This window comes from Bacillus sp. ISL-7 (assembly GCF_018613065.1).
This window is the reverse complement of record NZ_JAGGQW010000066.1, coordinates 1-23,327: the sequence shown is the minus strand read 5'-3', so window position 1 is coordinate 23,327 and position 23,327 is coordinate 1. Positions and strand designations below refer to the sequence as shown.

General features: G+C 36.0%; 27 protein-coding genes and 1 riboswitch. Of the genes, 23 read left to right on the top strand and 4 right to left on the bottom strand.

Translation table 11 applies throughout. The features are described from left to right. The first annotated feature begins 416 nt into the window (after positions 1 to 416). The gene (locus tag J7E66_RS25335) at positions 417 to 767 is read left to right on the top strand and encodes a GNAT family N-acetyltransferase (protein WP_168244964.1); all 351 of its coding nucleotides are present in this window, start codon (positions 417 to 419) and stop codon (positions 765 to 767) included. Positions 768 to 798: 31 nt separating this feature from the next. Here J7E66_RS25335 and J7E66_RS25330 read toward each other — a convergent pair whose 3' ends face one another. Together J7E66_RS25330 and J7E66_RS25325 are read right to left on the bottom strand one after the other, a co-directional pair. Continuing rightward, complete coding sequence (locus J7E66_RS25330; protein WP_168244963.1) at positions 799 to 1,320, bottom strand: DUF309 domain-containing protein; 522 nt, start codon at positions 1,318 to 1,320, stop codon at positions 799 to 801. A 189-nt stretch (positions 1,321 to 1,509) separates the two neighbouring features. Then, positions 1,510 to 1,602 carry a YjcZ family sporulation protein gene (locus J7E66_RS25325; RefSeq protein WP_215005055.1) on the bottom strand — a complete coding sequence of 31 codons (93 nt, stop codon included), beginning with the start codon at positions 1,600 to 1,602 and terminating at the stop codon, positions 1,510 to 1,512. Between the two features lie 202 nt (positions 1,603 to 1,804). On the opposite strand from J7E66_RS25325, the gene J7E66_RS25320 reads away from it, so the two are divergent. From J7E66_RS25320 to J7E66_RS25235, 18 genes are all read left to right on the top strand, one after another. Next, entirely contained in the window at positions 1,805 to 2,575 is a 771-nt protein-coding gene (locus J7E66_RS25320) for a segregation/condensation protein A (RefSeq protein ID WP_215005052.1), read from the top strand. Next, on the top strand, positions 2,562 to 3,149 hold the full coding sequence (gene scpB, locus J7E66_RS25315; protein ID WP_088088847.1) for an SMC-Scp complex subunit ScpB: 588 nt from the start codon (positions 2,562 to 2,564) through the stop codon (positions 3,147 to 3,149). The genes J7E66_RS25320 and scpB overlap by 14 nt, the downstream gene beginning before the upstream one ends. A 121-nt stretch (positions 3,150 to 3,270) precedes the next feature. Then, positions 3,271 to 3,690: a hypothetical protein gene (locus tag J7E66_RS25310; RefSeq protein ID WP_215005049.1), complete on the top strand. Its 420-nt coding sequence runs from the start codon at positions 3,271 to 3,273 to the stop codon at positions 3,688 to 3,690. A gap of 36 nt (positions 3,691 to 3,726) precedes the next feature. Then, positions 3,727 to 4,215 carry a YpuI family protein gene (locus J7E66_RS25305; protein ID WP_215005046.1) on the top strand — a complete coding sequence of 163 codons (489 nt, stop codon included), beginning with the start codon at positions 3,727 to 3,729 and terminating at the stop codon, positions 4,213 to 4,215. A 127-nt stretch (positions 4,216 to 4,342) separates the two neighbouring features. Then, positions 4,343 to 5,233 carry a superoxide dismutase gene (locus J7E66_RS25300; RefSeq protein WP_215005043.1) on the top strand — a complete coding sequence of 297 codons (891 nt, stop codon included), beginning with the start codon at positions 4,343 to 4,345 and terminating at the stop codon, positions 5,231 to 5,233. A gap of 173 nt (positions 5,234 to 5,406) precedes the next feature. Beyond that, positions 5,407 to 6,552 (top strand): D-alanyl-D-alanine carboxypeptidase family protein, encoded by a 1,146-nt coding sequence (locus J7E66_RS25295; protein WP_215005040.1) that lies wholly within the window; start codon positions 5,407 to 5,409, stop codon positions 6,550 to 6,552. Then, on the top strand, positions 6,545 to 7,132 hold the full coding sequence (locus J7E66_RS25290; protein WP_215005037.1) for a nucleoside recognition domain-containing protein: 588 nt from the start codon (positions 6,545 to 6,547) through the stop codon (positions 7,130 to 7,132). Before J7E66_RS25295 ends, J7E66_RS25290 begins: the two co-directional genes overlap by 8 nt. Positions 7,133 to 7,138: 6 nt before the next feature. Further along, on the top strand, positions 7,139 to 7,675 hold the full coding sequence (locus J7E66_RS25285; protein ID WP_215005034.1) for a spore maturation protein: 537 nt from the start codon (positions 7,139 to 7,141) through the stop codon (positions 7,673 to 7,675). 220 nt (positions 7,676 to 7,895) lie between these two features. Continuing rightward, on the top strand, positions 7,896 to 8,633 hold the full coding sequence (rluB, locus tag J7E66_RS25280; RefSeq protein ID WP_088088839.1) for a 23S rRNA pseudouridine(2605) synthase RluB: 738 nt from the start codon (positions 7,896 to 7,898) through the stop codon (positions 8,631 to 8,633). Between the two features lie 98 nt (positions 8,634 to 8,731). Beyond that, positions 8,732 to 9,256, top strand: a complete 525-nt coding sequence (gene resA, locus J7E66_RS25275; RefSeq protein WP_214718946.1) for a thiol-disulfide oxidoreductase ResA — start codon at positions 8,732 to 8,734, stop codon at positions 9,254 to 9,256. Between the two features lie 19 nt (positions 9,257 to 9,275). Next, a complete protein-coding gene (resB, locus tag J7E66_RS25270) occupies positions 9,276 to 10,910 on the top strand; it encodes a cytochrome c biogenesis protein ResB (RefSeq protein WP_215005031.1) in 1,635 nt (544 codons plus the stop codon). Continuing rightward, positions 10,911 to 12,095 (top strand): c-type cytochrome biogenesis protein CcsB, encoded by a 1,185-nt coding sequence (gene ccsB / locus J7E66_RS25265; RefSeq protein ID WP_215005028.1) that lies wholly within the window; start codon positions 10,911 to 10,913, stop codon positions 12,093 to 12,095. It abuts the gene before it with no gap. Between the two features lie 186 nt (positions 12,096 to 12,281). After that, complete coding sequence (locus J7E66_RS25260) at positions 12,282 to 12,998, top strand: response regulator transcription factor (RefSeq protein WP_088088835.1); 717 nt, start codon at positions 12,282 to 12,284, stop codon at positions 12,996 to 12,998. Continuing rightward, entirely contained in the window at positions 12,995 to 14,773 is a 1,779-nt protein-coding gene (locus J7E66_RS25255; protein ID WP_215005025.1) for an ATP-binding protein, read from the top strand. Before J7E66_RS25260 ends, J7E66_RS25255 begins: the two co-directional genes overlap by 4 nt. Positions 14,774 to 14,995: 222 nt before the next feature. After that, positions 14,996 to 15,547, top strand: a complete 552-nt coding sequence (gene sigX / locus J7E66_RS25250; RefSeq protein ID WP_215005022.1) for an RNA polymerase sigma factor SigX — start codon at positions 14,996 to 14,998, stop codon at positions 15,545 to 15,547. Continuing rightward, positions 15,522 to 16,697 (top strand): negative regulator of sigma-X activity, encoded by a 1,176-nt coding sequence (locus tag J7E66_RS25245; protein ID WP_215005019.1) that lies wholly within the window; start codon positions 15,522 to 15,524, stop codon positions 16,695 to 16,697. Before sigX ends, J7E66_RS25245 begins: the two co-directional genes overlap by 26 nt. A 168-nt stretch (positions 16,698 to 16,865) precedes the next feature. Beyond that, positions 16,866 to 17,621, top strand: a complete 756-nt coding sequence (locus J7E66_RS25240; RefSeq protein ID WP_251033132.1) for a peptidoglycan DD-metalloendopeptidase family protein — start codon at positions 16,866 to 16,868, stop codon at positions 17,619 to 17,621. A gap of 142 nt (positions 17,622 to 17,763) precedes the next feature. Next, positions 17,764 to 17,895: riboswitch (FMN riboswitch) on the top strand. 166 nt (positions 17,896 to 18,061) lie between these two features. Continuing rightward, entirely contained in the window at positions 18,062 to 18,646 is a 585-nt protein-coding gene (locus J7E66_RS25235) for an ECF transporter S component (RefSeq protein ID WP_214718958.1), read from the top strand. A gap of 114 nt (positions 18,647 to 18,760) precedes the next feature. Here the strand turns inward: J7E66_RS25235 and J7E66_RS25230 are convergent, their stop codons facing one another. Beyond that, on the bottom strand, positions 18,761 to 19,009 hold the full coding sequence (locus J7E66_RS25230; protein WP_024030326.1) for a ferredoxin: 249 nt from the start codon (positions 19,007 to 19,009) through the stop codon (positions 18,761 to 18,763). A gap of 261 nt (positions 19,010 to 19,270) precedes the next feature. Between J7E66_RS25230 and J7E66_RS25225 the strand changes: the two genes are divergently transcribed. From J7E66_RS25225 to J7E66_RS25210, 4 genes are read left to right on the top strand one after another with little or no spacing between them, the layout of a single operon-like run. Next, the gene (locus J7E66_RS25225) at positions 19,271 to 20,308 is read left to right on the top strand and encodes a YpbB family protein (RefSeq protein ID WP_215005017.1); all 1,038 of its coding nucleotides are present in this window, start codon (positions 19,271 to 19,273) and stop codon (positions 20,306 to 20,308) included. Beyond that, complete coding sequence (locus tag J7E66_RS25220; RefSeq protein WP_215005015.1) at positions 20,308 to 21,822, top strand: RecQ family ATP-dependent DNA helicase; 1,515 nt, start codon at positions 20,308 to 20,310, stop codon at positions 21,820 to 21,822. The genes J7E66_RS25225 and J7E66_RS25220 overlap by 1 nt, the downstream gene beginning before the upstream one ends. Continuing rightward, positions 21,819 to 22,424 (top strand): CPBP family intramembrane glutamic endopeptidase, encoded by a 606-nt coding sequence (locus tag J7E66_RS25215; protein WP_215005012.1) that lies wholly within the window; start codon positions 21,819 to 21,821, stop codon positions 22,422 to 22,424. Before J7E66_RS25220 ends, J7E66_RS25215 begins: the two co-directional genes overlap by 4 nt. Next, positions 22,421 to 23,134, top strand: coding sequence for a LysM peptidoglycan-binding domain-containing protein (locus J7E66_RS25210; RefSeq protein WP_215005009.1), 714 nt, complete (start codon positions 22,421 to 22,423; stop codon positions 23,132 to 23,134). The genes J7E66_RS25215 and J7E66_RS25210 overlap by 4 nt, the downstream gene beginning before the upstream one ends. Positions 23,135 to 23,180: 46 nt before the next feature. Here J7E66_RS25210 and J7E66_RS25205 read toward each other — a convergent pair. After that, on the bottom strand, positions 23,181 to 23,327 hold a 147-nt coding region (locus tag J7E66_RS25205), incomplete at its 5' end, for an IS3 family transposase (protein WP_215005232.1).

Below are 23,327 nucleotides of genomic sequence, written 5' to 3'. Positions count from 1 at the left end.
TCCACGCGGAAGTTTCATAGATAGTTAATCTTAATAAAAAATGCAAAATTTGTAAGCAGAAATAAGCAGAATAGATTATTTTTGTAATTTAGTGTAGAATGGAAGTCGTGTACAACATCTTCAAAACTTATTTTGGAGGAAGCTTTTTTCATGAAGAGAACTAACTGGGTTTTATTTAGTATTCTTATTGGCTTGTCCGTTCTATGGGGAATTATTTATTGGATTTTTATTGGACCTAGACACTAAGAATAATTTTATTGATGATTGACCATTTATTATGTATCATGGTGATTAATGAAACATAATATCTGCGACTACATATAATGAATAATGTTTAATATTGATTTTCTTGGTAAAAATATACTATTGTTAAACCAAATATTTTATCGGTTTATTTAATATAATGAGGGATCTAAATGTTAATTCGTTATAAAAGAACATTCGAAAAGATTGCAATGGGTTTATTATCCTTTATGCCCAGCGAAAAAGACTTAAAAAAGCTCCAACAAACCATGAAGGAATATGAAACAGAAGAGCATTTGCAGCTTTTTCTTTGGAAAGAAGAAGATATAATAGGGCTTTTGGGTGTCTTGAACCACGATGATACCAATTCTATAGAAATCCTTCATATCTCCGTGAATCCTTCGCATCGTTTTCAGGGAATCGGTAAAAAAATGGTTAAAGCACTGAAAGAAATGTATGCAGAAAAAGAAATTACTGCAAATGAAAATACAGCAGCTTTTATCGAAAAATGTGATTTTTGCTAGATGACATTCAAAAAAGCAGCGAATAATAAATTTATTCGCTGCTTTTCCGCGTCTTTAATGACCGATTTCTTTCATCTATTATACTGGATCTGTCACGTAATTTATGACGGTGGACAAGGGAGTTATTGGTAAGATCACTTTCATTTCCCCAAATAAACCCTTTTTGTTCACATGCTTTTTTCGCAAATTCTAATAAGTTGGGGTCACAAATGGGTAAGGAAATGCTTCTATATGATTCTCCTTTTTGCAATGCGGAAATCTGTCTATTTAACAAGTGGTAAAAATCCACTTTATTTATTCCGAGTTTTGTCAACGAATCCGATTGTAATTTAAGTATCATTATTGCTTTTCTTAATGTTCGTTCAGCACCGCTAAAATTACTTCGACGATGATGATAAGCAGATACTGACAATAAAATAAAACCGACCCAGACGGAATCCTTGTTTCTCGGATCGGTCTTTTTCCAGTAATCTTCAAGTAGTTCATGGCACTCGAAATAATCACGATCGCCATGAAAATGGGCTAAAAAATGTATATACTCGCTCGGGTACAAGCAATTCTCCCCCTTACAAAATGTTTAGTATAGTTTATCACAGTTAAATGGTTCCTTTAAAATATTAGAATTTTACTTTTCAATAAAAAAAGCCCGTCAATATTGACGGGCAAGTAGTTCTAACTAATATTGGTAGCCAGCCGGAGTGCACAGTAATATGTTTAATCCTGTACACTTCCAAATGTTTAATTAATAGACCCAGGAAGCACCAACGATAATTAACAAGATAAATAGAACTACAATTAACGCAAATCCGGATCCGAATCCGTCAGCCATATTCATTACCTCCTAAAAAATGTTTTGTTCTTTTCCTTGTCATCATATGTAGGATATTTGTCCATTGTTATGGGCAATCATCATGTTTTGATAATATTCCCTCGCCAAGTTGATTTTTCTATTGGATAACCTTATTTAATCCTCTATACTATTAATAGTCGAAGTGAATGATCAACGAACTTATTTTAAAGAATTTTGGTGAGTTATAATGCCATACAAGGTGAAAATTGATGCATTTGAAGGACCATTAGATTTGCTGCTCCATTTAATTAATGGTTTAGAAATTGATATATATGATATTCCGGTTGCCGAAATAACCGAGCAATACTTAATGTATATAAAGACAATGAATGAGCTCAAGCTCGATGTTGCAAGCGAGTTTTTAGTTATGGCCGCGACGTTGCTCGTAATTAAGAGTAAAATGCTTTTACCAAAGCATGAGGAAGTTCTCAATGTAGAGGATCCTGACTTGTTATTCGAAGAAGATCCAAGAGACGAACTTGTTGAGCGTCTAATAGAGTATCGAAAATATAAAGAAGCAGCCCATGACTTAAAATCCATGGAAGTGGAACGAGGGCTCATGTATACAAAGCCGCCAAGTGATCTTTCTGAGTTTGCGAAAGAGAAACAGCCGGAAAAAGAAGAGTTAAATGTTTCTCTGTATGATATGCTGGCTGCACTTCAAAAATTAATGCGACGAAAGAAACTTCAGCGCCCAATGGCAACGAAGATTACTCGTCAGGAAATATCTATTGAAACCAGAATGACAGAAATTATGGTGGAACTTAAGCAGCTTAAAGGACAAAAAAACTTTAATGAATTATTTCCCTATCCGGCTAAGGATCATATCGTCGTAACCTTTTTGGCCGTCTTGGAACTTATTAAACGAAAAGAGATTGACGCCCAGCAACAAGAGAACTTTGGAGATATTTATGTTAAAGCCGTAAAGGAAGGGGCAGAAATGATTGGAAATCATTAACTGGAACAGTATCCTAGAAAGCCTTTTGTTTGCTGCAGGGGATGAAGGGCTTTCACTGAAACAGCTAGCAGAGGTTCTAGAAGTGAATGAACTTAAGGCAAGTGAAATAATTGAGGATCTGAAAAAAGAATATGAGCGGGACAACAAAAGGGGAATTATGATGGTCCAGCTTGCTGGTACCTATCAACTTGCAACAAAGAAAGAAAATGCAACTTATCTAAAGAAACTTGTTGATTCCCCCCATACTTCCACATTGTCACAGGCAGCGCTAGAAACATTGGCCATCATTGCCTATAAACAGCCAATCACTCGAGCTGAAATTGAGGAAATTCGTGGTGTGAAAACAGAAAGACCGTTGCATACACTAATGGCAAAAGCGTTAATAAAAGAAGTTGGCCGTGCAGAAGGTACTGGAAGAGCCTACTTATATGGAACAACGAAAGAGTTTCTGGACTACTTTGGTCTGAAAAGTATTGAAGAACTACCCCAGCTTCCCGAAAAGGCAGAAGATGAATTTATTCAGGAAGAGGCAGATCTATTTTTTGAAAAATTTCAGGAGACGATTAATTCTTAATTTTCCAATCCTTACTTAATTTTATGATAAAATAAATGTAGGTTAATTATTCAATTCTTTCACGACATGTTAAAAAGATTTTTACTTGTGATATTGTCATTGGCCAAGGAGTGGGATTAATTTGTTAATTAAAGAGTGTAAAGGCTTTGAATTGGAAAAGGAGCAATCAAATACTTCTGAGGACTTTTTTAACAGAAGCATCGTTACTTTTTCTGAAGATGGTGAGGAAAAAACGCTGCACGTTTTATATGTTAGGTATTTCGATGAATTCATCCATGAATTCACTCCGTACAAGCAAGACCCGATTATGGTTCAGGATAACAATGAGGTTTCGTTTAAAGATATCGTAGCGCTTGTATGTCTCATGAAAAATCCTGGCCTGCGCAGCCGAAAACGACTTTATATTAATTCAAAGCAGGAATTTGCTTCTTATTTTCAAGATATCAATTATATTAAATTACCTGAAATTTTTCTTTCTCTTAACCAAAAGAAAGAATATGAACTTCGTTCTCCTCTAGAGTTCATTATGCAGCCAAAATAAGCAATGTTTACGAAGTAAAAATTTAGGGGGTTAACAATGGGTAATACATTGGTAAAAACACAATTAAATGATGTAAAGAATTTTTTAGGGAAGTCAATTTTAACATTAGAGGATTTTTTAAATGAAGCAACGATTTCGCAACTAAACTTGGAAAATGAAGAAGATCGTAATTATAATAAATTGATCTTTGCAAATTTACGGAAATTAATTGTTTATAGTGAAGAAAGTTTAGATGCGTGCTCCGTAATTTTGCAAGGCAGTCCTTTTCAAAAAGCAGCAGCAGAAAAAACTCTTTATAAAATTTATCATCAATGTATTGAAGAGTTTTTCTCACCGAAGAATGATGCCTGGTTCGAAGACAGCAGGTCAGCTTACACGGGAAGAAACTCTATCAAGTTTTATCGAAACATTTCTGACAGTATTGTACAGTTGGTCAAAAGTTTAGAAGGTGAGTTTCAAAGGATTAGGGAAGAACTTGAGTATTATGAAACAGATTATCGAACAAAAATGATCCAATCAAAATAAGATTATCATTGAAAGGGCGGTCCTATTATTAGGGCGGCCTTTTATCATGTTCTTTTTTTGCTCTCACCCTCATACCATCTAGGTAGGCTACTTATAAAGCATCCTATTGTCGGGAAGAAGGGATAGAATGGATCGTTTTAGTCGTTATGTAAATGAACTGTTTGAGTGGAATGAGCAAATGAAACAGTTTCTTCAATCAGAAAAGGAGGGAGGGAATTCTGATTTATGGGAACATCTTGATAATTTCACTGAATTAATTGAAAACACAGGCAGACAATTATCAAATGAAGAGCTACTAACTCTTCAAGCGAAGGCTGAGAATATCCATGAGCAAATGGAAAATTATTTTAAAAGAAAACAAGAAGGCGGAGTCATTTGGGTTGCAGAAAAAGTTGTACCCGCTGGGGGCCATACACTCCCTGACCTTCCCTATCCATATAATGCACTGGAACCATATATTTCAGAGGAAATCATGAAGCTTCATCACGATAAGCATCACCGAGCATATGTTGATGGATTAAATAAAGCAGAAATTAATCTTAAAAAAGCAAGGGAAACTAACGATTTTTCATTAATTAAACATTGGTCACGAGAGCTTGCCTTTCATGGGTCTGGCCATTATCTTCATACAATTTTTTGGAAAAACATGAGCCCCAATGGTGGGGATCATCCAAAAGGACTGTTAAAAGGTGAAATTGAGAACTACTTTGGAAGTTTTGCTGCGTTTAAAAAGCAATTTTCTGAAGCGGCTAAGCAAGTAGAAGGAGTAGGCTGGGCCATATTAGTTTGGTCCCCACGAGCAAGGCATTTAGAGATACTGCAATCTGAACGACATATGCTATTGACCCAGTGGGATACCATACCACTATTAGTATTAGATGTTTGGGAGCATGCTTATTATCTTCAGTATAAAAACAAAAGGCCGGATTATGTCGACAATTGGTGGAACTTAGTCAATTGGCATGATGTAGAAATGCGGTTTGAAAAAGCAGCGGACATCAAATGGCCAGCATTTTAGGGTATTAAAAAATCAATAAGCAGACGGCAAATTGTCGTCTGCTTTTGTTTTTCTTCTGCAAATTGTCATAACAAGCCTCGTCCTGCATAAACTTGTACAAGAAAAATGAAATGCAGAAGTGCCTTCCTTGGCACTGAAGCTAGATAACTTTACAAGGGGACGAGGTTAATCTAATGAGAATGATTTGGAAGCTAGTTATGTTTTCCCTCATAGTCTCAATATTCATTGCTAACATTCCTCAAAAGGTGGATGCTTCAGTTTCCGTAAGTGCAGCAAGTGCGGTTTTGATAGAGCAGAAATCAGGTCGTATCCTTTATGAGAAAGACGCCTACACAAAAAGAAGAATCGCAAGTATAACGAAGATAATGACTGCGAAACTAGCAATCGAATCGGGGAAAATGAATCAATATGTAAAAGTTAGCGAACAAGCGACTCGTGCAGAAGGATCGTCAGTCTATTTAAAGCCAGGCGAAAAAATTAAGCTTAAGGACTTAGTATATGGGTTGATGCTAAGGTCCGGAAATGACACGGCTGTAGCAATCGCCGAATATGTTGGGGGAAGTGTAGAGGGATTTTCCTATTTAATGAATCTAAAGGCAAAGGAAATCGGGATGTTAAATACCCATTTTGCCAATCCACATGGACTTGATGACCGTGAGGACCATTACTCAACAGCCTATGACATGGCCGTGTTAATGCGCTATGCCATGCAGGATAAAACTTTTAAGAAAATCTCTGGTACAAAGGTATATAGAGCACCAAACCCCACAGAAGATTGGGACCGTGTCTGGAAAAATAAAAACCGCTTGCTAACAAAGTATAAATATACAACAGGTGGGAAAACAGGTTATACCAAACGAGCCAAAAGGACATTGGTAACATCTGCAACAAAGGGAGATATGAGCCTAATTGCAGTAACCTTGGACGGACCAGACGATTGGAATGATCATATTTCCATGTATGAGAGTGGATTTAAAGGGTTTGATATGGCTGAAGTATTACCTGAGGGTAAAATTGAGGATGTAAAAAATAAGTATTATAAGAATCATTTATACGTAAAGAAAACAATTGTTTATCCTGTAACGAAGGAGGAAATGGACTTATTTTCTATTAAATATAAGTTGAATAAGCCTGTCAAAAAATTTGAAAATGACAAGAAGAATGAAGAAATTGTTGGAAAGGCAGCAGTTTACTTAGATGGTAGAGTTGTTCAAGAAACTCCGATCTACTATCAGAATGTGCCCGAGCAGAAAAAAGGGTTGTTGGATTTTGTAAAGGAAATTTTTCTGATCTTTATTGGTGTAAAGTCGAATGGTTAATTATATCTGGGTGTTTATGACTGTTGTTGGGTTTATTTTCGCGCTAATCAATGGGACGATGGCTGAAGTGAATAAAGCAATATTTGATGGGGCGAAAGAAGCGGTGACCCTTTGTATTGGACTTATCAGCGTTCTCGTCTTTTGGCTTGGAATGATGCGGATCGCGGAGGAGTCCGGCCTTTTAGAACGTCTATCTAAACTGTTTCGACCGCTTGTCAAACGATTATTTCCTGACGTACCTGTTAGCCATCCAGCAATGGGCTATATTTTATCAAATATGATTTCTAATATGTTCGGTTTGGGAAATGCAGCCACTCCTCTTGGTATTAAAGCGATGGAAGAACTAAAAAAGTTAAATGGGGGAAAGGATTCAGCGAGCAGATCCATGGTTACCTTTTTAGCAATTAATACTGCAAGTATTACCATTATTCCAACAACTGTCATTGCGATAAGAATTAATTATCATTCTGCATCTCCTACTGAGATAGTCGTTCCAACGATTATAGCAACCATTATCTCTGCGTTAGGTGCAATCTTAATTGACCGTTATTTCTATTATCGCAGAAGCAGAAAAGGATGAAAAAACATGGAGATGATATCGATTATTTCGTTAACATTTATCCCCTTACTAATTGGGTTTATTCTATTATATGGTACCTTCAAACGCGTCCCAACCTATGAAAGTTTTGTTGAAGGTGGAAAAGAGGGCATTAAGATTGCCTTTTCAATTATCCCCTTCCTTGTTGGTATGCTTGTGGCCATTTCAATTTTTCGAGCGTCCGGTGCATTAGACGCTTTAATGAATTGGATTCGACCGATGATGAAATCAATTGGAGTACCCGCGGAAATAGTGCCATTATTGATTATCAGGCCTATTTCTGGAAATGCTGCACTGGGAATGACAAGTGATTTAATTGGCGTTTATGGGCCAGACTCATTTATTGGCCGCCTGGCTTCTGTTTTGCAAGGGAGTACAGACACAACCTTTTATGTTTTAACTGTCTATTTCGGCGCAGTTGGTATAAAAAAAATGGGGGATGCCCTAAAAGTGGGTCTACTTGCCGACGTAGTCGGAATTATCGCTGCAATTATAGTAGTATCGATGTTTTTTGGAACAAAATAATATAAAATGAATGAGCATGTTCAATTTGAACATGCTATTTTAATATTTTTCTGTAATAATACCCGTGACTTTGAAAAGTGAAGAAATTATGTCATAATTCATTAGGATAGGTTTCTGTGTTCGTTACCCTAGTAATAAGGAAATTACTATTTCTGAAAAGAAACCAATGGCTCTATGGAGCCATCTTATTTTTTATACAGATAAATTCGAGGTGGAATGAATGGAAAGATTGCAAAAAGTAATTGCTCGAGCGGGCATTGCTTCAAGAAGGAAATCTGAGGATTTAATTAAAGAAGGGCGTGTAAAGGTTAACGGAAAGGTTGTTACAGAGCTTGGTCTGAAGGTATCATCATCTGATAAGGTAGAGGTAAATGAAATACAGATTGAGAAAGAAGAACCTGTTTATTTCCTTTTATATAAACCAAGAGGAGTTATTTCAAGTGTGAACGACGAGAAGGGCAGAAAGGTAGTGACGGATTTCTTTCCGCATTTAAAAGAAAGGATTTATCCCGTTGGCCGCCTTGATTATGATACATCAGGATTATTAGTGTTAACGAATGATGGAGAATTTGCTAATTTACTCATGCATCCGAAAAGTGAAATAGACAAAGTTTATGTTGCAAAAATAAAAGGCATTCCCTCAAAGGAAAATCTAAGGAAGCTTGAAAAGGGAATCCGTCTAGAAGATGGAAAAACAGCTCCAGCTAGAGTGAAATTGCTTTCAGCAGATAATAAAAAACAATCGGCCATTGTTGAAATAACCATCCATGAAGGTAGAAATCGTCAAGTTAGAAGGATGTTTGAAGCAATTGGTCATGATGTATTGAAATTAAAGCGTGAACGATATGCCTTCTTAACACTAAATGGTTTAAAAACGGGCGATGCAAGAGAGCTAACCCCGCATGAAGTAAAGCAGCTAAGGGCACTGGGGTTAGGCTCAACCAAAAAAAATTCATAAAACCGTCACAAATGCTATTCTTCATTTACACGGTATTTGTGTTGTAAAATGCTATAATTAGACAAACTGTGTCATGTGATTTACTGGAGGGGAATTAATTGAAAAAGCGGCGATTAGTTGTAAGAACTATCATACTACTTTTACTAGGGGCTGCCGTTGTTTATACGCTATATGCTAATTTTACACAAGATAATAAACAAAAAGTAGCGGTTGATAGCTTAGCTCCTGATTTTGCATTAGTTGATATGCAAGGAAATAAACATCGGCTTTCAGATTATCGCGGCCAAGGGGTTTTCTTAAATTTCTGGGGAACATGGTGCCCGCCTTGTAAAAAGGAAATGCCGTATATTAATAATCAGTATCATCAGTATAAGGACAAAGGGGTACAAGTTTTAACAGTAGATATTCAAGAATCTAAACTTGCAGTTAATCAATTTGCTGACCGTCTTAAGCTGGATTTTCCGATTATGATTGATACAGATAAGGAAGTAATGAATACTTATGGAATTGATCCGCTGCCAGCTACATTTTTGATTGATAAGAATGGCAAGGTCGTTAAATATTACACCGGTGAGTTAACAGAAGAGAAAATCAGGGAATTTATGGAGAAAATAAAACCTTAGGTTGTTGGGAGTTTTTTCAATGAAAGATGTTAAATGTGAATGCGGGCATGTAAATCCACATGGAACTGTTTTATGTGAGGCATGCGGAAAAGTGCTGGATGAGAAAATTAACCCTGCAGAACTTCTCGATATGCGCTATGAAGGAAGTGCAAGACGTTCACAAACATATAATAAAACATTTATTGATAAAATATGGAACTTTTTTTCATCAGTAAAGGTTGGCGTTTGGCTGATTATTATTACCTTAATTGCTTCATCACTTGGTACGATTTTGCCGCAGGAAATGTATATAGACTTGCCTGCAGATGTTTATTACGAGCAAGAATATGGTTGGGTTGGTAAATTATATTACCAATTAGGTTTTAATAATTTATATGGTTCCTGGTGGTATTTATTATTAATTGCGATGATCGGTATATCCTTGGTCATTTGTAGTCTCGATCGGGTGGTTCCATTATATAAGGCCCTTAAGGCCCAAAGGGTTACAAGACACGAAGGTTTTTTAAAACGTCAACGCATTTTTGGTGTGAACGAAAGTGCAGATGAAAATGATCTTACGATAATTAAGAAGCATTTAAAGGCAAGACGTTACCATGTCCGCGAAGAAAATGGAGATATCTTAGCTGAAAAAGGGCGTTTTTCTCGCTGGGGTCCGTATGTAAACCATGTTGGATTAATTATTTTCTTACTCGGCGGGATGCTGCGTTTTATACCTGGAATGTATGTAAATGAGAACCTTTGGGTCAGAGAGGGAGAAACAGCTCTTGTTCCTGAGACAGAGGGACAGTTCTATCTCCAAAATAACAAATTCATTTTAGAACACTATGATAAAAATAAAGACAAAACATTTGAAAAGGCTATAAGTCAGGCTGGGGATGTTGTGAAAAATTATCAATCGAATGTTGTTCTTTATAAGCGTGTTGGAAATAACCTACCTGGCGAGAAACCAAAGCTCAAGAAAGTAACAGAATATAAGGTAAGAGTAAATCTCCCTCTCACCTTTGAAGGTTATTCTGTCTTCCAAGCTTCATTCCGAAATGAACTCAATACGATGTCATTTTCATTAACAAATAAAAATACGAAAAAAGCCATAAACGATCTTAAAATTGATCTTACAGATCCGAAGATGAAGTATGATCTTGGTAATGGGTATTCTGTTGAAATTCTAAACTACTTTCCAGATTTCGAATTTGCGGAAAATGGGGAGCCAACAACAAAATCACGTGTTCCAAACAACCCTGCCTTTGTCTTTCGGATGGTATCCCCTGAAAAGCCAAAAGGGGAAACAAGTTTCGTTGCCATCAAGCAAACCATCGAGCCATTTGGGGCTAATCAATATAAAATGGCATTTAAAGGAATCGAAACAAAGAATGTTTCAGGATTTATTGTTCGGAAGGATTCAACATTATGGGCGATTATATTAGGTGGAATCATATTTATGATTGGCGTCATACAAGGAGCCTATTGGAACCACCGTCGAATTTGGATTCAAAACAAAAATGGACAAATTTGGATTGCAGCTCATACAAACAAAAATTGGTATGGACTAAAAAAAGAAATTGAAACAGTTTTGACAGATACGAAACTTGAAATGCCAGACGATCAAGTTCAAAGGGAAGATACTGATAAACCTAAGGATAAGGAGAGTGTCTAGTTGGCAACAATAAGTAGTAATTTATTATTTATTTCTTTTATAATATATTTAGTTGCAACCCTATTTTTCGGAGGGTCTATTAAATCAAAGAAGCAATCGAATGAAAAGGAAGGAACCAACAGATGGGGGAAGATTGCTGTACTGTTAACAATTGTTGGTTTTGTTTCGCAATTGGGTTACTTTATCACTAGATGGATAGCTGCGGGGCACGCTCCAGTTAGTAACATGTTTGAGTTCACAACATTCTTCGGAATGGCGCTTGTAGGTGCTTTTATTGTCATTTATTTTATTTATCGAACAACCTTACTAGGATTATTTACAATGCCTGTCGCCCTATTGGTTATCGCTTATGCTAGTATGTTTCCAAGGGATATTACGCCATTAATACCCGCATTACAAAGTTATTGGCTGCATATTCACGTAACTACTGCGGCGATTGGGGAAGCTATTCTAGCAATTAGCTTTGCGGCAGGGCTTATTTATCTCGTAAAGGCAATTGATCAAACAAAATCCAACAAACAAACCTTTTGGCTTGAAATAGTCATGTTTTCACTTGTTGCCGTACTTGGTTTCGTTGCCGTATCTTCACTATTTTCAGGGTTGGGTTACCATGAGAAATTTAATTGGGTTGATAAACATGATAACCAGGCTATTGTTGAATATACGATGCCTGCCATTTCTGGTCCTCATGAAGGAGACTTATTAACAAAAGACGGATTTAAGCCTTTGTTCGAGGTACCAGCTTTTATTAATGCCAAAAAATTAAATACAGTCATTTGGTCATTAATGGCCGGACTCGTTATTTATGGCCTAATTAGATTGATATTGCGAAAACGAATTGCTGCAGCACTAAAACCGCTTGTTAAAAACATTAAACTAGACTTTGTTGATGAAATTAGCTATCGCTCTGTATTAATCGGTTTTCCAGTGTTTACTCTAGGTGCACTCATTTTTGCGATGATTTGGGCGCAAATGGCTTGGTCACGATTCTGGGGATGGGACCCAAAAGAAGTTTGGGCCTTAATCACATGGTTATTCTATGCAGCATTTTTACATCTTCGTCTATCCAAAGGGTGGCATGGCGAAAAATCTGCTTGGTTAGCAGTAATCGGCTTTGTCATAATTATGTTTAACCTTGTTGCAGTCAATCTCGTTATTGCTGGCTTACATTCCTATGCGGGGTAAACATTCACAATTAGGACTTGGGTAAATTATTATAGCCTTCACTTATAAAAAGTGAAGGCTTTTTATAAAATTTAAAAGTGTTGTTAGCGTTGTCAAATTATTGACACTTTTTATAGGAGTTATTTCACGAAAATATGGCATAAAACAATAGCGTTTTGTAAAATAAACTCCATGGGGGGATTAATAATGGAAAAAGACGTGAAAATTTTAGTTGTAGATGATGAGGAAAGGATTCGCCGTTTATTAAAAATGTATTTAGAGCGTGAAGACTATACAATTGATGAAGCAGAAGATGGAACCGAGGCATTAGCAAAAGCGTTTGCTAATGACTATGATGTCATTCTTCTTGACCTAATGATGCCAGGGAAAGACGGAATTGAAGTTTGTCGTGAATTAAGAGAAAAGAAGGCAACACCGGTAATCATGCTTACTGCTAAAGGGGAAGAAATTAATCGCGTCCAAGGCTTTGAAGTGGGCACTGATGACTATATAGTCAAACCATTTAGTCCAAGGGAAGTAGTCCTGCGTGTCAAGGCCTTGTTAAGAAGGTCTTCACAAACAAGTTACCTGCAAACGGAAACGACAACGAAAGATGTCATTGTATTCCCACACTTAACCATTGATAATGATGCACATAGGGTAGCAGCAGATGGTAAAGAAGTAAGTTTAACGCCAAAAGAATATGAATTGCTCTATTTCTTAGCGAAGGCACCAGATAAGGTTTTTGACCGTGAGCAGTTACTAAAAGAAGTTTGGCATTATGAATTTTTTGGCGATCTGCGTACAGTTGATACGCACGTAAAGCGTCTCCGTGAAAAATTAAACAAGGTTTCTGAACAAGCTGCAAGAATGATTGTTACAGTTTGGGGCGTAGGCTATAAATTTGAGGTTATTAATGAATGACATTATTAAGAAGTGTTGTAGGAAAGCTATGGTTAACGATCCTTTTATTAGTATCTTTTGTGCTATTCATCTTAACAATCATGCTTCTCGAATTTTTCCAAAACTACAATACTCTTGAGATGAAAAAGGATTTGACCAATACAGCTGAGAAAATTGCGAATGTTTTAGAAAAACATCCTAATGAAAAATTACCACTTGGATTAGAGATATCTTGGGAAATTATTGATAATGTCAACAATGTAGTAATTGTTAAAAATGAGAGTGAAGTCTATTACTCCCCAAACACGAATCTTTCAAATAGGTTATCCTTTACTGATATTAAAAATGACCCGAAATTATCACAAGTATTAAAAAAAGATAGGACTGTTGAAAAGATTTCCACGCTTTCCTTTAAGGAAGATAAAAAGGATGCTAAGTATTCAATTATTGGTGTACCTTTGCATTTGCCCGGGGAAGAAAAAAGTGCCGTTTTTATTTATCAATCATTAGAAGTAATGCAAGAAACAACCCATGAAACAACTAAATTTATTTTACTTGTTGCGGGTGTAGCTATTATCCTTACAACTATTTTTGCCTTCTTTTTGTCCACAAGAATTGCAGCTCCCTTAAGAAAGATGAGAGAAGCAGCCTTTGAAGTGGCCAGAGGGAAATTCGATACAAAAGTACCCATCCTTACACATGATGAAATTGGGGAACTAGCGACTGCATTTAATCAAATGGGAAGACAATTAAAATTCAATATGAGTGCACTTAGCCAAGAAAAAGAGCAATTATCGAGTATCCTAAGCAGTATGGCAGATGGTGTTATTACCTTTAATCGGGATGGGGCGATTCTAATCACCAATCCTCCAGCAGACCGCTTTCTTCAATATTGGTATTATGAAATGGGTGGAATTAGTACGGATTCCGAGGCCATTCCACCAGAGGTAATGGATTTATTTCAGAAAGCGGTCGATACTGAAACAGAACAAATGGGTGAAATTTCATTCCAAGGCAGACATTGGGTCATCCTAGTTAGTCCATTATATAGTAACCGTTTTATTCGCGGTGCAGTAGCCGTTCTGAGGGATATGACTGAGGAAAGACAGTTAGATAAAATGAGACAAGACTTTATTGCAAACGTTTCTCATGAGCTTAGAACGCCAATATCGATGTTGCAGGGCTATAGTGAGGCAATTGTTGATGATATTGCTGAATCCCAAGAAGAGAAAAAGGAAATGGCAAAGGTCATTTATGATGAATCCTTGCGTATGGGCCGGCTTGTCAATGAATTGCTAGATTTAGCCCGAATGGAAGCCGGACATCTTCAATTAACAATGGAGGAAACTAATATCTCTTCATTTATCAATCGAATTATCCACAAGTTCCAGGGATTAGCTAAAGAAAATGAAATTCAATTATTTGCAGAGATAGATAATGAAATCACCTCCATTTCCTTTGATCCTGATCGAATCGAACAGGTTCTCACAAATTTAATTGGTAATGCCATAAGACATACACCTAAAGGCGGTTCTGTTAAATTAAGTGTGACTTCAGAAGATAAGGGCGTAATGATTAGAGTTAAAGATTCTGGGTCGGGTATTCCTGAAGAAGATTTACCTTTTGTGTTTGAACGGTTTTATAAGGCTGATAAAGCTCGAACGAGAGGAAGAGCAGGAACAGGACTTGGACTAGCCATAGCTAAAAATATTATGGATGCACATCGAGGTCATATTTCTGTTCAGAGTAAACTCGGTCAAGGAACGACATTTTCCTTTTTAGTGCCTCGAAAATAGTAAAATGAACAAGTATTTTGCCGATTGTTCTTGATTCACGAGGAACAATAAAAATAGAAAGCTATGTGCTCATCCTTTAACAGGATGAGTTTTTTGTATCAATTTTTTAGGAAATGAATTCCAATTTATACCTTCCTTTTTGTCACAAAAAAGTCTATATTTATAAGGTGAAACTTTTTATACATATAAATCGACTAATATTATGAACGGGGAGGGGAATTGATGGACTCCGTTTTCGATGAACTTTACCAAAAATATCATCATGACGTTTTTCAATTTCTATTTTATATGGTCAGGAACAAAGAACATGCCGAGGATCTTGTCCAAGAAGTCTATATAAGAGTCTTTAAATCTTATCGCCGTTTTGAAGGGAAAAGCAGTGAGAAAACCTGGTTGTTTTCGATTGCAAGAAATGTAGCCATTGACTTCTTCCGAAAACAAAAGGGATGGAAAGAACGTTTACTCGAAAAATTTGATTGGTCCACCGATCAGCTGAAAGATGGATATCCTATACCAGAAGAAATCACGGTACTAAAGGAAGAAATAAGGTGGGTTTACAACTGTCTAGAATATTGCACAATGGATCAAAGAGCTGTTATTATTCTTCGATATATTCAAGATTTATCGATTGTTGAAACAGCCCAAGCATTAGGCTGGACAGAAAGCAAGGTGAAAACGACACAGCACCGTTCGTTAAAGGTATTGAAGAAACATATGGAAATGTCTTATCAGAAGGAGGGAGCGGCTAGTGAAAAAGTCAGAGTGGAGCGATAAGCAGCTCGAAGAACTATTAAGGCAAATGCCCAAAATACAAGATGATCGCAATCCTCGTGACATTTATCAGAATCTTTCTATAAAAAAGACAAAAATAAAACAATGGCTCCTGCCTGGCCTCGCTACTGCATGTGCATTGCTCATTTTTTTCATCTTAGTTCCTAAATTAATGGTCGGAACCCAATACTCAGAGGATAAATCAAGTCAAAAAAATGCTTCATCTGGGCAGGAAATGCAAACAGCGGATGAAGATTCCACCAGTGCTTTGAAAAAAGAAGATGACAATTTAAAAGCAAAGACCTTTTCAGCAGCTGAGAATAATGAACTTTTGAAAACAGCAGTCTATGATGATGAAGTAGGCAATGGAAGGGTCTTAACATATTGGATTCCAGATCCACAAGCGCAAATACTTGTTCCTGTTTCCACTATAGTAAATGCTTCAAATGATAAATCATGGCTAACTATATTTAATGAAAACATGGTGAGTTTAAAGGAAGAAGAATGGGGTTTAAGCGAATTTTATCCACTTAATGCTACGCTGAGGCTTGATAAAAAAAATAAAACTGTTTTGGTTGATGTGCCGTCAACCCATCAGTACGGCCAAGGATCAACAACAGAAACAAATTTTATGAATGTATTACAAAAAGATATTTCTTCGAACAGTAACATAAAAAAAATCCGATTTTCAACAAATGGTGAGCCTGGAATTGAACTAGGGAATCTTGGCAGGAAAGAGGAAATTGAAGTCGTCCAAAAGAAGAATCATGCCTTCTTTTTTTATTTTTCCAAAGATAGTGAAATCCCCTACTTAGTTCCATCAATAGAGACGTATACTGATATTAATAGGGCTTTGGAGGCAATGAAGAATGATCAGCCCTTATTAGGGTTAAAAAGTTCACTTTTTCCAGCTCTGCCGATTAAGGATGTATCCATTAAAGAAAAAACTTTACTTGTTACAATAGATGAAAATTCGAGTCTACGAGAAGACCAAGTTACAATTAACGCTTATGAGTCCTTGTTATTAACAGCTAAAGAATTTGGTTTAGAAAAGGTCATTATAAAAAATTCGCCTATAAAAAAAATTGGAATATTTGACCTATCAAAGGAAAATAAAGTCCCGCGTGCTCCAAACCTACAGACGCTTCAATAATTATTTTTCAATCAACCCTAGTGGTTGATTTTTTTTATCATGAATAAAATAACTATAATCTCCAAATTATAACAAGTATGTCTAATCGCTCCTCCACCAAGGTATATGGTTCTAAAGGTGAAACAACTAACATATGGTGTGGAGGAGGAAAAGAACTAAGGAGGTTGAATGAAGAAAATGCGAGACTACATAAAAAGGGTTCTTATTGCCCTAATTATGGCGCTATGTGTCAGTTTGTTATTTTTAGGTGGAATACATTCCGAAGCAAGTATGAAGGATGAGAAAGAGATAAAGGATGGGTGGATATGGCCTGCAGACGGTATTATTTCTGATACATATGGAACGAGAATGGGTAAACATAAGGGAATTGATATTGCTGGAAAATTGAACACCCCTGTTCTTGCCGTCGATGATGGTCAAGTAGTTAAATCCTATTATTCGAATACATACGGAAATGTAGTATTTATAAAACATCCAAGTCATTTTGTTACGGTCTATGCCCATTTAAACAAGCGAACTGTATTAGAAGGTCAAAGTATTAAGCAGGGAACCGTAATAGGGAAAATGGGGAGAACGGGACAAGCTACTGGGACCCATCTTCATTTTGAAACCCACCAGCATGAGTGGAGATATGATAAGAAATATGCATTGGATCCAGAAAAGTTCTTAGGAAAAGCGGACACAGGCGAGAATGTACAGGGTGGAATAGCTGGAATCAATGACGATGTATTAGAAGCAAGCTCCCATGTAAAACTTCAAAAGGAAGACAAAACTGAGAAGGGAAAAAAGCAATATATCGTCAAACAAGGCGACACATTGTACTCCATTTCGAGGAAAAGAAATATGACGGTAACACGTATTAAACAACTTAACCATCTGTCCTCGGATCTTATTAAACCTAAGCAAGTATTAAATGTAAATTGAGATAATAAACAACCCGTGGACTCAATTGTCTGCGGCTTTTTTGTAGAATCAACTTTAAAAGTTACAAATGCGTTAAAACGTAAACCATTTACTTAACAAAAAATGCAGAAAGCAGTATAATTATAATTGTAATTAAATATCGATCTATCTTCGGGGCAGGGTGAAATTCCCGATCGGCGGTATTTGAGTGAAACTCATAAGCCCGCGAGCCGTTTTGGCAGGATTTGGTGTGATTCCAAAGCCGACAGTATAGTCTGGATGGGAGAAGATGGAGGTTCTGCAGACGTTCAAAAAATTAATGTTTAATGAACGTTTATTAAGCGTGCCTTTGTAAACTCCCTCAAGTATATTTTCTTGAGGGAGTTTTTATTTACTTAGGTCTCGACTGTTTGCTGAACCTCTCTTCCTAAACGCGATGGATCAAAAAAGGAGAGAGGAAGATGAAGAAGATGAAGAAACAGAGGAAAATGAATGTAAGGGCTTATGTGTCAATTGGAATGTTGAGCAGTATTGCATTTCTGTTAATGCTAATACAATTTCCATTGCCTTTATTCCCAAATTTCTTGTTTGTCGATTTCAGCGACATCCCAGCATTAATTGCCACATTGATTTTTGGACCAATTGCAGGAATATTAGTTGAGTTTTTTAAAAATGTCCTTAATTATATTCAAACAGGAAGTTTTACAGGAATTCCTGTTGGCCATATAGCCAATTTTGCTGCTGGCATTGTGTTTATCCTGCCAACATATTTCGTATATAATAGACTCAAAACTAGAAAAGGTATGACATTAGCGTTAATCGCCGGGACAGCTATAATGGCGGTAATGATGAGTTTGTTAAATTACTTCTTCATTTTACCGGCTTATACTGCTCTTATGGGATTCCCTGATATGCGTAATCTGGTAGTCCCTGCTATCTTACCTTTTAACTTAATAAAAGGTGTTATGATGTCATCCATCTTTATGCTTCTGTTCATTCGGATGCAGGCATGGATTAATAAGAACACAACAATTAAAAGCGTCTAATAAATAAAAACAACAGGATGGACTCATTACTCCTGTTGTTTTTTTGTAAAAAATTAAAACCTCTCACCTTAAAAAGGAGAGAGGTAGTAGCTTAACATTTGTTTTACCTAAATATTATTCAAATTTAGTTGGATTACCATCAAAAGCTTCATCAGCTACCTTAATGGAATCAGTAGGACAGCCTTCAAAAGCATCCATCATATCATCGATTAATACATCTGGAATTTCAACAATTCCTTCATTATCATCAAGAGTTACAAATGCAATGCCTTCATCATCATAATCATAAATATCTGGTGCTGCTGCGCCGCAAGCCCCACATGCAATGCAAGTTTCCTTATCCACAATTGTGTACTTTGCCATGAAAAAAAACCTCCCAGTAATATAAACAAAATTATTCTTACACATTTTCCATTATCAAATTGAAAACGGATAACTCATATCTATTGTAAAACTGTATCGATAACTTTTCAATAGAAAAATACCCATATACCTGTAGATTATATAGTTGAATTTCTAATTCTTCCACATTTTTGGGCAACAATCTACATTATTTCATGGTAGAATAAAGAAGAAAAATGGATATTTTGTCGATAATGTACGAAAAACGGCGGGGGACTTAGTATGATGCAACTTGAATCCATTATCCTTTATAGTGTCAAACAATTAAACAGGGAACGGACGATTTACTCCGTCTATCACCTGTTGAATGGAAAAAAATCATCACAAACTATCCAAGACGCCCACCTATTTTCATTAAAAAAATTTTTTGGGATTTATGAGCAATTAACAAGGGACTCCTTTGATGAAATACATCAATCAATGGTAGAAAAAAATTGGTTAATAAATATAGGGGAACAACGATATGATGTAACGACCTCTGGAATGACACTTCTAGAAAACAAACCATTGCCCAAATATATAAATGGCTGGACCTTTCATCAAATATCCTCTCTATTTTGGGAAAGATTGTCCCTACTAATTCAGGTAGTATCCAATCTTGCTTTTAGGGAATCAAGATATATACCCATTCAAAAAAACAAAGACGTCCATATCTGGTTAAAAGCTGCTCTAAAGGATATCACCGTACCTAGGATGGAGATGGGGACTGCTGTCTATTCAGAGTTAAATGAATGTTTTAATACAGTGAAAGACATGGACCCATCACTTTTAGTCTTTCGGTTAACTGGTTTTCAGCAGATTGGATTAACCCCTCTTCAAGTAGCAAAAAAGCTGAAGTTAGATTTTCATGATTATCAGATTGGTTTTACTAATACCCTTCATTACTTGATTCAAAAAATAATGGAAGACGGTAATCAGTTTAAAATTTTACCTTATCTTATCCATGATCTAATGCAAGATGATGAATTAACCCTTTCCTCAAGGAAAACACAGGCATTATTATTACAAGGATATAGCCTTGATATGATTGCAAATCTTAGACACTTAAAGTTAAGTACAATAGAAGATCATCTTGTTGAATTAGCCTTAAATGTAAAGGATTTTTCCATTGATACATACGTCGATAGTGCGTTACAAAATAAGATTTTGGAAGTTTCGCGGCAAAAAGTAACCAAACAGCTAAAAGTGATAAAAGAAAAAGTAGGTGCTGCTACTTATTTTCAAATAAGGTTAGTTTTAGCGAAATATGGTGATAGATAATGGAATTAGAAAAGGTTTTAAAAAAACATTTTGGTTATCAAACGTTTAAGACTGGACAAAAAGAGGTAATCACCTCCATTCTTGCTGGGCAGCATACACTGGCAATGCTCCCAACTGGAACTGGAAAATCCCTGTGTTACCAACTTCCTGGGATTATTTTAGATGGGCACATTTTAATTATTTCTCCTCTTCTATCATTAATGCAGGATCAAGTGGAACAATTTAAAAGATTTGGTGAAAAAAGAGTCATTGCTTTAAACTCCTTTCTTTCGGGAGAGGAAAGAAATAGGGCCCTTCATCATTTAAGTCAATATAAATTTATCTTCATATCACCTGAAATGTTGAGAGTTCCCTTTATCCTTCGTAAACTTCAAGAGCTTACGATTGCATTGTTTGTTGTAGATGAAGCCCATTGTATTTCCCAATGGGGCTTTGATTTTCGCCCGGATTATTCAAAACTAGGTGAGATTCGAAAGAAATTCGGTAATCCACTAACGCTTGCACTGACAGCGACAGCTACAATAAAGGTACGACAGGACATTGTTGCTTCACTTGATTTAGAGGAAATAGTAAAAATAGAATCGACCATCGACCGACCCAATATCGGCTTTTATGTAAAAGAACTATTTGATTATCGCGATAAACAAGCCAGTGTCCTCGAGTTTGTTGCCAAATTGAAAAAACCGGGAATTATTTATTTTTCAAGTAAAAAAGCTGCTGAACAGATGGCGACCTTACTAACAGAAAAAGGTATCTGTCAGTCAATGGCCTATCATGGCGGATTGGATCAAAATACAAGAATACTGATTCAACAACAGTTTATCTATGGGCAATTAGATGTAATATGTGCTACGAGTGCTTTTGGCATGGGTATTAATAAAGAAAATATCCGTTTTATTATTCACTATCACATGCCAATGCAAATAGAATCTTTTCTACAGGAAATCGGAAGGGCAGGTCGTGATGGCGAACCGAGTATTGCCATCCTTTTATATTCGCCAGGGGATGAACAGCTTCCAATCCAGCTTGCAGAGAATGAATTGCCATCTGAACAGCAAATAGACTGGTTGTTTAAAAAGGTAGAACATGACCATCTTCTGAAGGATGGAAAGGTCAATCTAAATACGAAACTAATGGAGCTTGGCGGTTTTACCGAGATTCAATGGAGGATTGTTGAGGACTTTGTAAATAATTCATTTCTAGAAATGGCTAGCCTTGAAAAATTACAATGCACAATTAATGATTTTGTTAAGGAAAGATTATCCATTAAGAAAAATAATATTTATTGCATGAAAAAATGGATTGAAACCAATTCTTGCAGACGTGAATATATTTTACATTATTTTGATGAAATATTGTCTAACAAGCTAAATCCATGCTGCGACATTTGCGGGCTTCAAATAAATGATTATCAAAATATTAATTCTAATCATTTTCCTTCAGTAAAAACAAATGAAAAAAACTGGAACGACTATCTTGCTAAAATTCTAATCAATTGTGAGTTGAGGGAATGAAAAAAAAGTATTTTGAATTAATTAATGAATTAACGGATAAAGATTTGCTTTTTCACCTGTACATGACACAGGGAATTCTCTGTGTAATCTCATTGATATTAGGTTTTATATTTTTTGACCATTTCTCCTATTTAAATAATATTTCTTTGAATGACTTTCATATTATATCAATCGGACTCCCTGCCGGTATTACAGTGGTAATGGTCGATATACTTTTAATGAAATCGCTGCCCTCGTCCTTTTATGATGATGGCGGTTTGAATGAAAGAATATTTAAAAATAGAAATTTGTTTCACATCCTTATCATTGCCCTTTTAGTAGCTTTTAGTGAAGAATTATTGTTTAGAGGGATCATTCAAACAAAAGTAGGCCTCATTTTAGCAAGTATTATTTTTGCAATCATCCACTATCGATACCTTTTTAATTGGTTTTTGTTTGTAAATATTGTTATATTAAGTTTTTTTATTGGTTTAATATTTCAGTGGACAGACAATTTAGCAGTCACAATTGTTATGCATTTTGTCATTGATTTTTTATTAGGAGTATATATAAAATTTATACGACCAATCAGAGAAGATGAACAGGGAGGAGTAGCTCCATGAATAATGAAGAACCATTCAGGGACCAAGCGGAAAGATTAAAACAGCGAATAGAAAAAATTAATGAAAAAGTCGAAGACATGGAAGTTTTGCCGCCACGGGAGCAGATACATCGCCCAAAGAAGAAAAAAACAAAATGGAAGCTAAAATATCCACTTATTCGTCTATTAGTTTTGTTCTTTATCCTCCTGCCTATAATCATATTTAGTGTAATCTCTTACAGTAACGGTGCTAAAAAAATAAATGGTGTTGAAAAACTATCAGTTGAATCAGTAGGGTATGAAACGATTAATTTGGAAAATTCTAAAGATGACGAGGAAACACTAGAAAATCCTGATGAATCGAAGGAAGCAATTTCTGAAGCTAATGATGCAGAAGAAACTAGCCAAGAACCTAACGCCGGAGTAGAACAAACTGAAACGGCTGTGGAAACATCTGTTCAACCCGAGAGTACAAATGAAAACAAAACGGATTCTCAGGTATCAGATATTAATAGTGAAAAAGAAAAAGAATCAGAAACTAGCGTAGTATCGACGGAACCAGAAGCTAGTAAAATCATTTCTCATACGGTTAAACCAAATGAAAACCTTTATAGGATAGCAATGACGTATTATCAGTCCCCAAAGGGAATGGAAATTATTATGGAGGCAAACCATCTAACGAGTAACCAACTAAATGCAGGGCAGGTTTTGAAAATACCAATAAACAATTAACCGATCCAAAATGAAGTGACCCCGAAAAGTTAGACAGGTAATTTAATTAAGCAGCTTCTAGGGTTTGAGTACGGTATTGCACCGGACTCAAACCTTTTAATTTTGTCTTAATTCGTTTTTTATTGTAATAATCGATATAAATTGCTAATTCTTGTTTAAATTGTTCAACACCTTCAAACTCTTGTGTATATAA

Bases quoted from the DNA above. Each gene is read 5' to 3' on its own strand.
- J7E66_RS25335 (WP_168244964.1), top strand. From the start codon at position 417: ATGTTAATTCGTTATAAAAGAACATTCGAAAAGATTGCAATGGGTTTA.
- J7E66_RS25325 (WP_215005055.1), bottom strand. From the start codon at position 1,602: ATGAATATGGCTGACGGATTCGGATCCGGATTTGCGTTAATTGTAGTT.
- J7E66_RS25320 (WP_215005052.1), top strand. From the start codon at position 1,805: ATGCCATACAAGGTGAAAATTGATGCATTTGAAGGACCATTAGATTTG.
- J7E66_RS25305 (WP_215005046.1), top strand. From the start codon at position 3,727: ATGGGTAATACATTGGTAAAAACACAATTAAATGATGTAAAGAATTTT.
- J7E66_RS25300 (WP_215005043.1), top strand. From the start codon at position 4,343: ATGGATCGTTTTAGTCGTTATGTAAATGAACTGTTTGAGTGGAATGAG.
- J7E66_RS25295 (WP_215005040.1), top strand. From the start codon at position 5,407: ATGAGAATGATTTGGAAGCTAGTTATGTTTTCCCTCATAGTCTCAATA.
- J7E66_RS25290 (WP_215005037.1), top strand. From the start codon at position 6,545: ATGGTTAATTATATCTGGGTGTTTATGACTGTTGTTGGGTTTATTTTC.
- J7E66_RS25285 (WP_215005034.1), top strand. From the start codon at position 7,139: ATGGAGATGATATCGATTATTTCGTTAACATTTATCCCCTTACTAATT.
- rluB (WP_088088839.1), top strand. From the start codon at position 7,896: ATGGAAAGATTGCAAAAAGTAATTGCTCGAGCGGGCATTGCTTCAAGA.
- resB (WP_215005031.1), top strand. From the start codon at position 9,276: ATGAAAGATGTTAAATGTGAATGCGGGCATGTAAATCCACATGGAACT.
- J7E66_RS25260 (WP_088088835.1), top strand. From the start codon at position 12,282: ATGGAAAAAGACGTGAAAATTTTAGTTGTAGATGATGAGGAAAGGATT.
- J7E66_RS25255 (WP_215005025.1), top strand. From the start codon at position 12,995: ATGACATTATTAAGAAGTGTTGTAGGAAAGCTATGGTTAACGATCCTT.
- sigX (WP_215005022.1), top strand. From the start codon at position 14,996: ATGGACTCCGTTTTCGATGAACTTTACCAAAAATATCATCATGACGTT.
- J7E66_RS25240 (WP_251033132.1), top strand. From the start codon at position 16,866: ATGAAGAAAATGCGAGACTACATAAAAAGGGTTCTTATTGCCCTAATT.
- J7E66_RS25235 (WP_214718958.1), top strand. From the start codon at position 18,062: ATGAAGAAGATGAAGAAACAGAGGAAAATGAATGTAAGGGCTTATGTG.
- J7E66_RS25230 (WP_024030326.1), bottom strand. From the start codon at position 19,009: ATGGCAAAGTACACAATTGTGGATAAGGAAACTTGCATTGCATGTGGG.
- J7E66_RS25225 (WP_215005017.1), top strand. From the start codon at position 19,271: ATGATGCAACTTGAATCCATTATCCTTTATAGTGTCAAACAATTAAAC.
- J7E66_RS25220 (WP_215005015.1), top strand. From the start codon at position 20,308: ATGGAATTAGAAAAGGTTTTAAAAAAACATTTTGGTTATCAAACGTTT.
- J7E66_RS25215 (WP_215005012.1), top strand. From the start codon at position 21,819: ATGAAAAAAAAGTATTTTGAATTAATTAATGAATTAACGGATAAAGAT.
- J7E66_RS25210 (WP_215005009.1), top strand. From the start codon at position 22,421: ATGAATAATGAAGAACCATTCAGGGACCAAGCGGAAAGATTAAAACAG.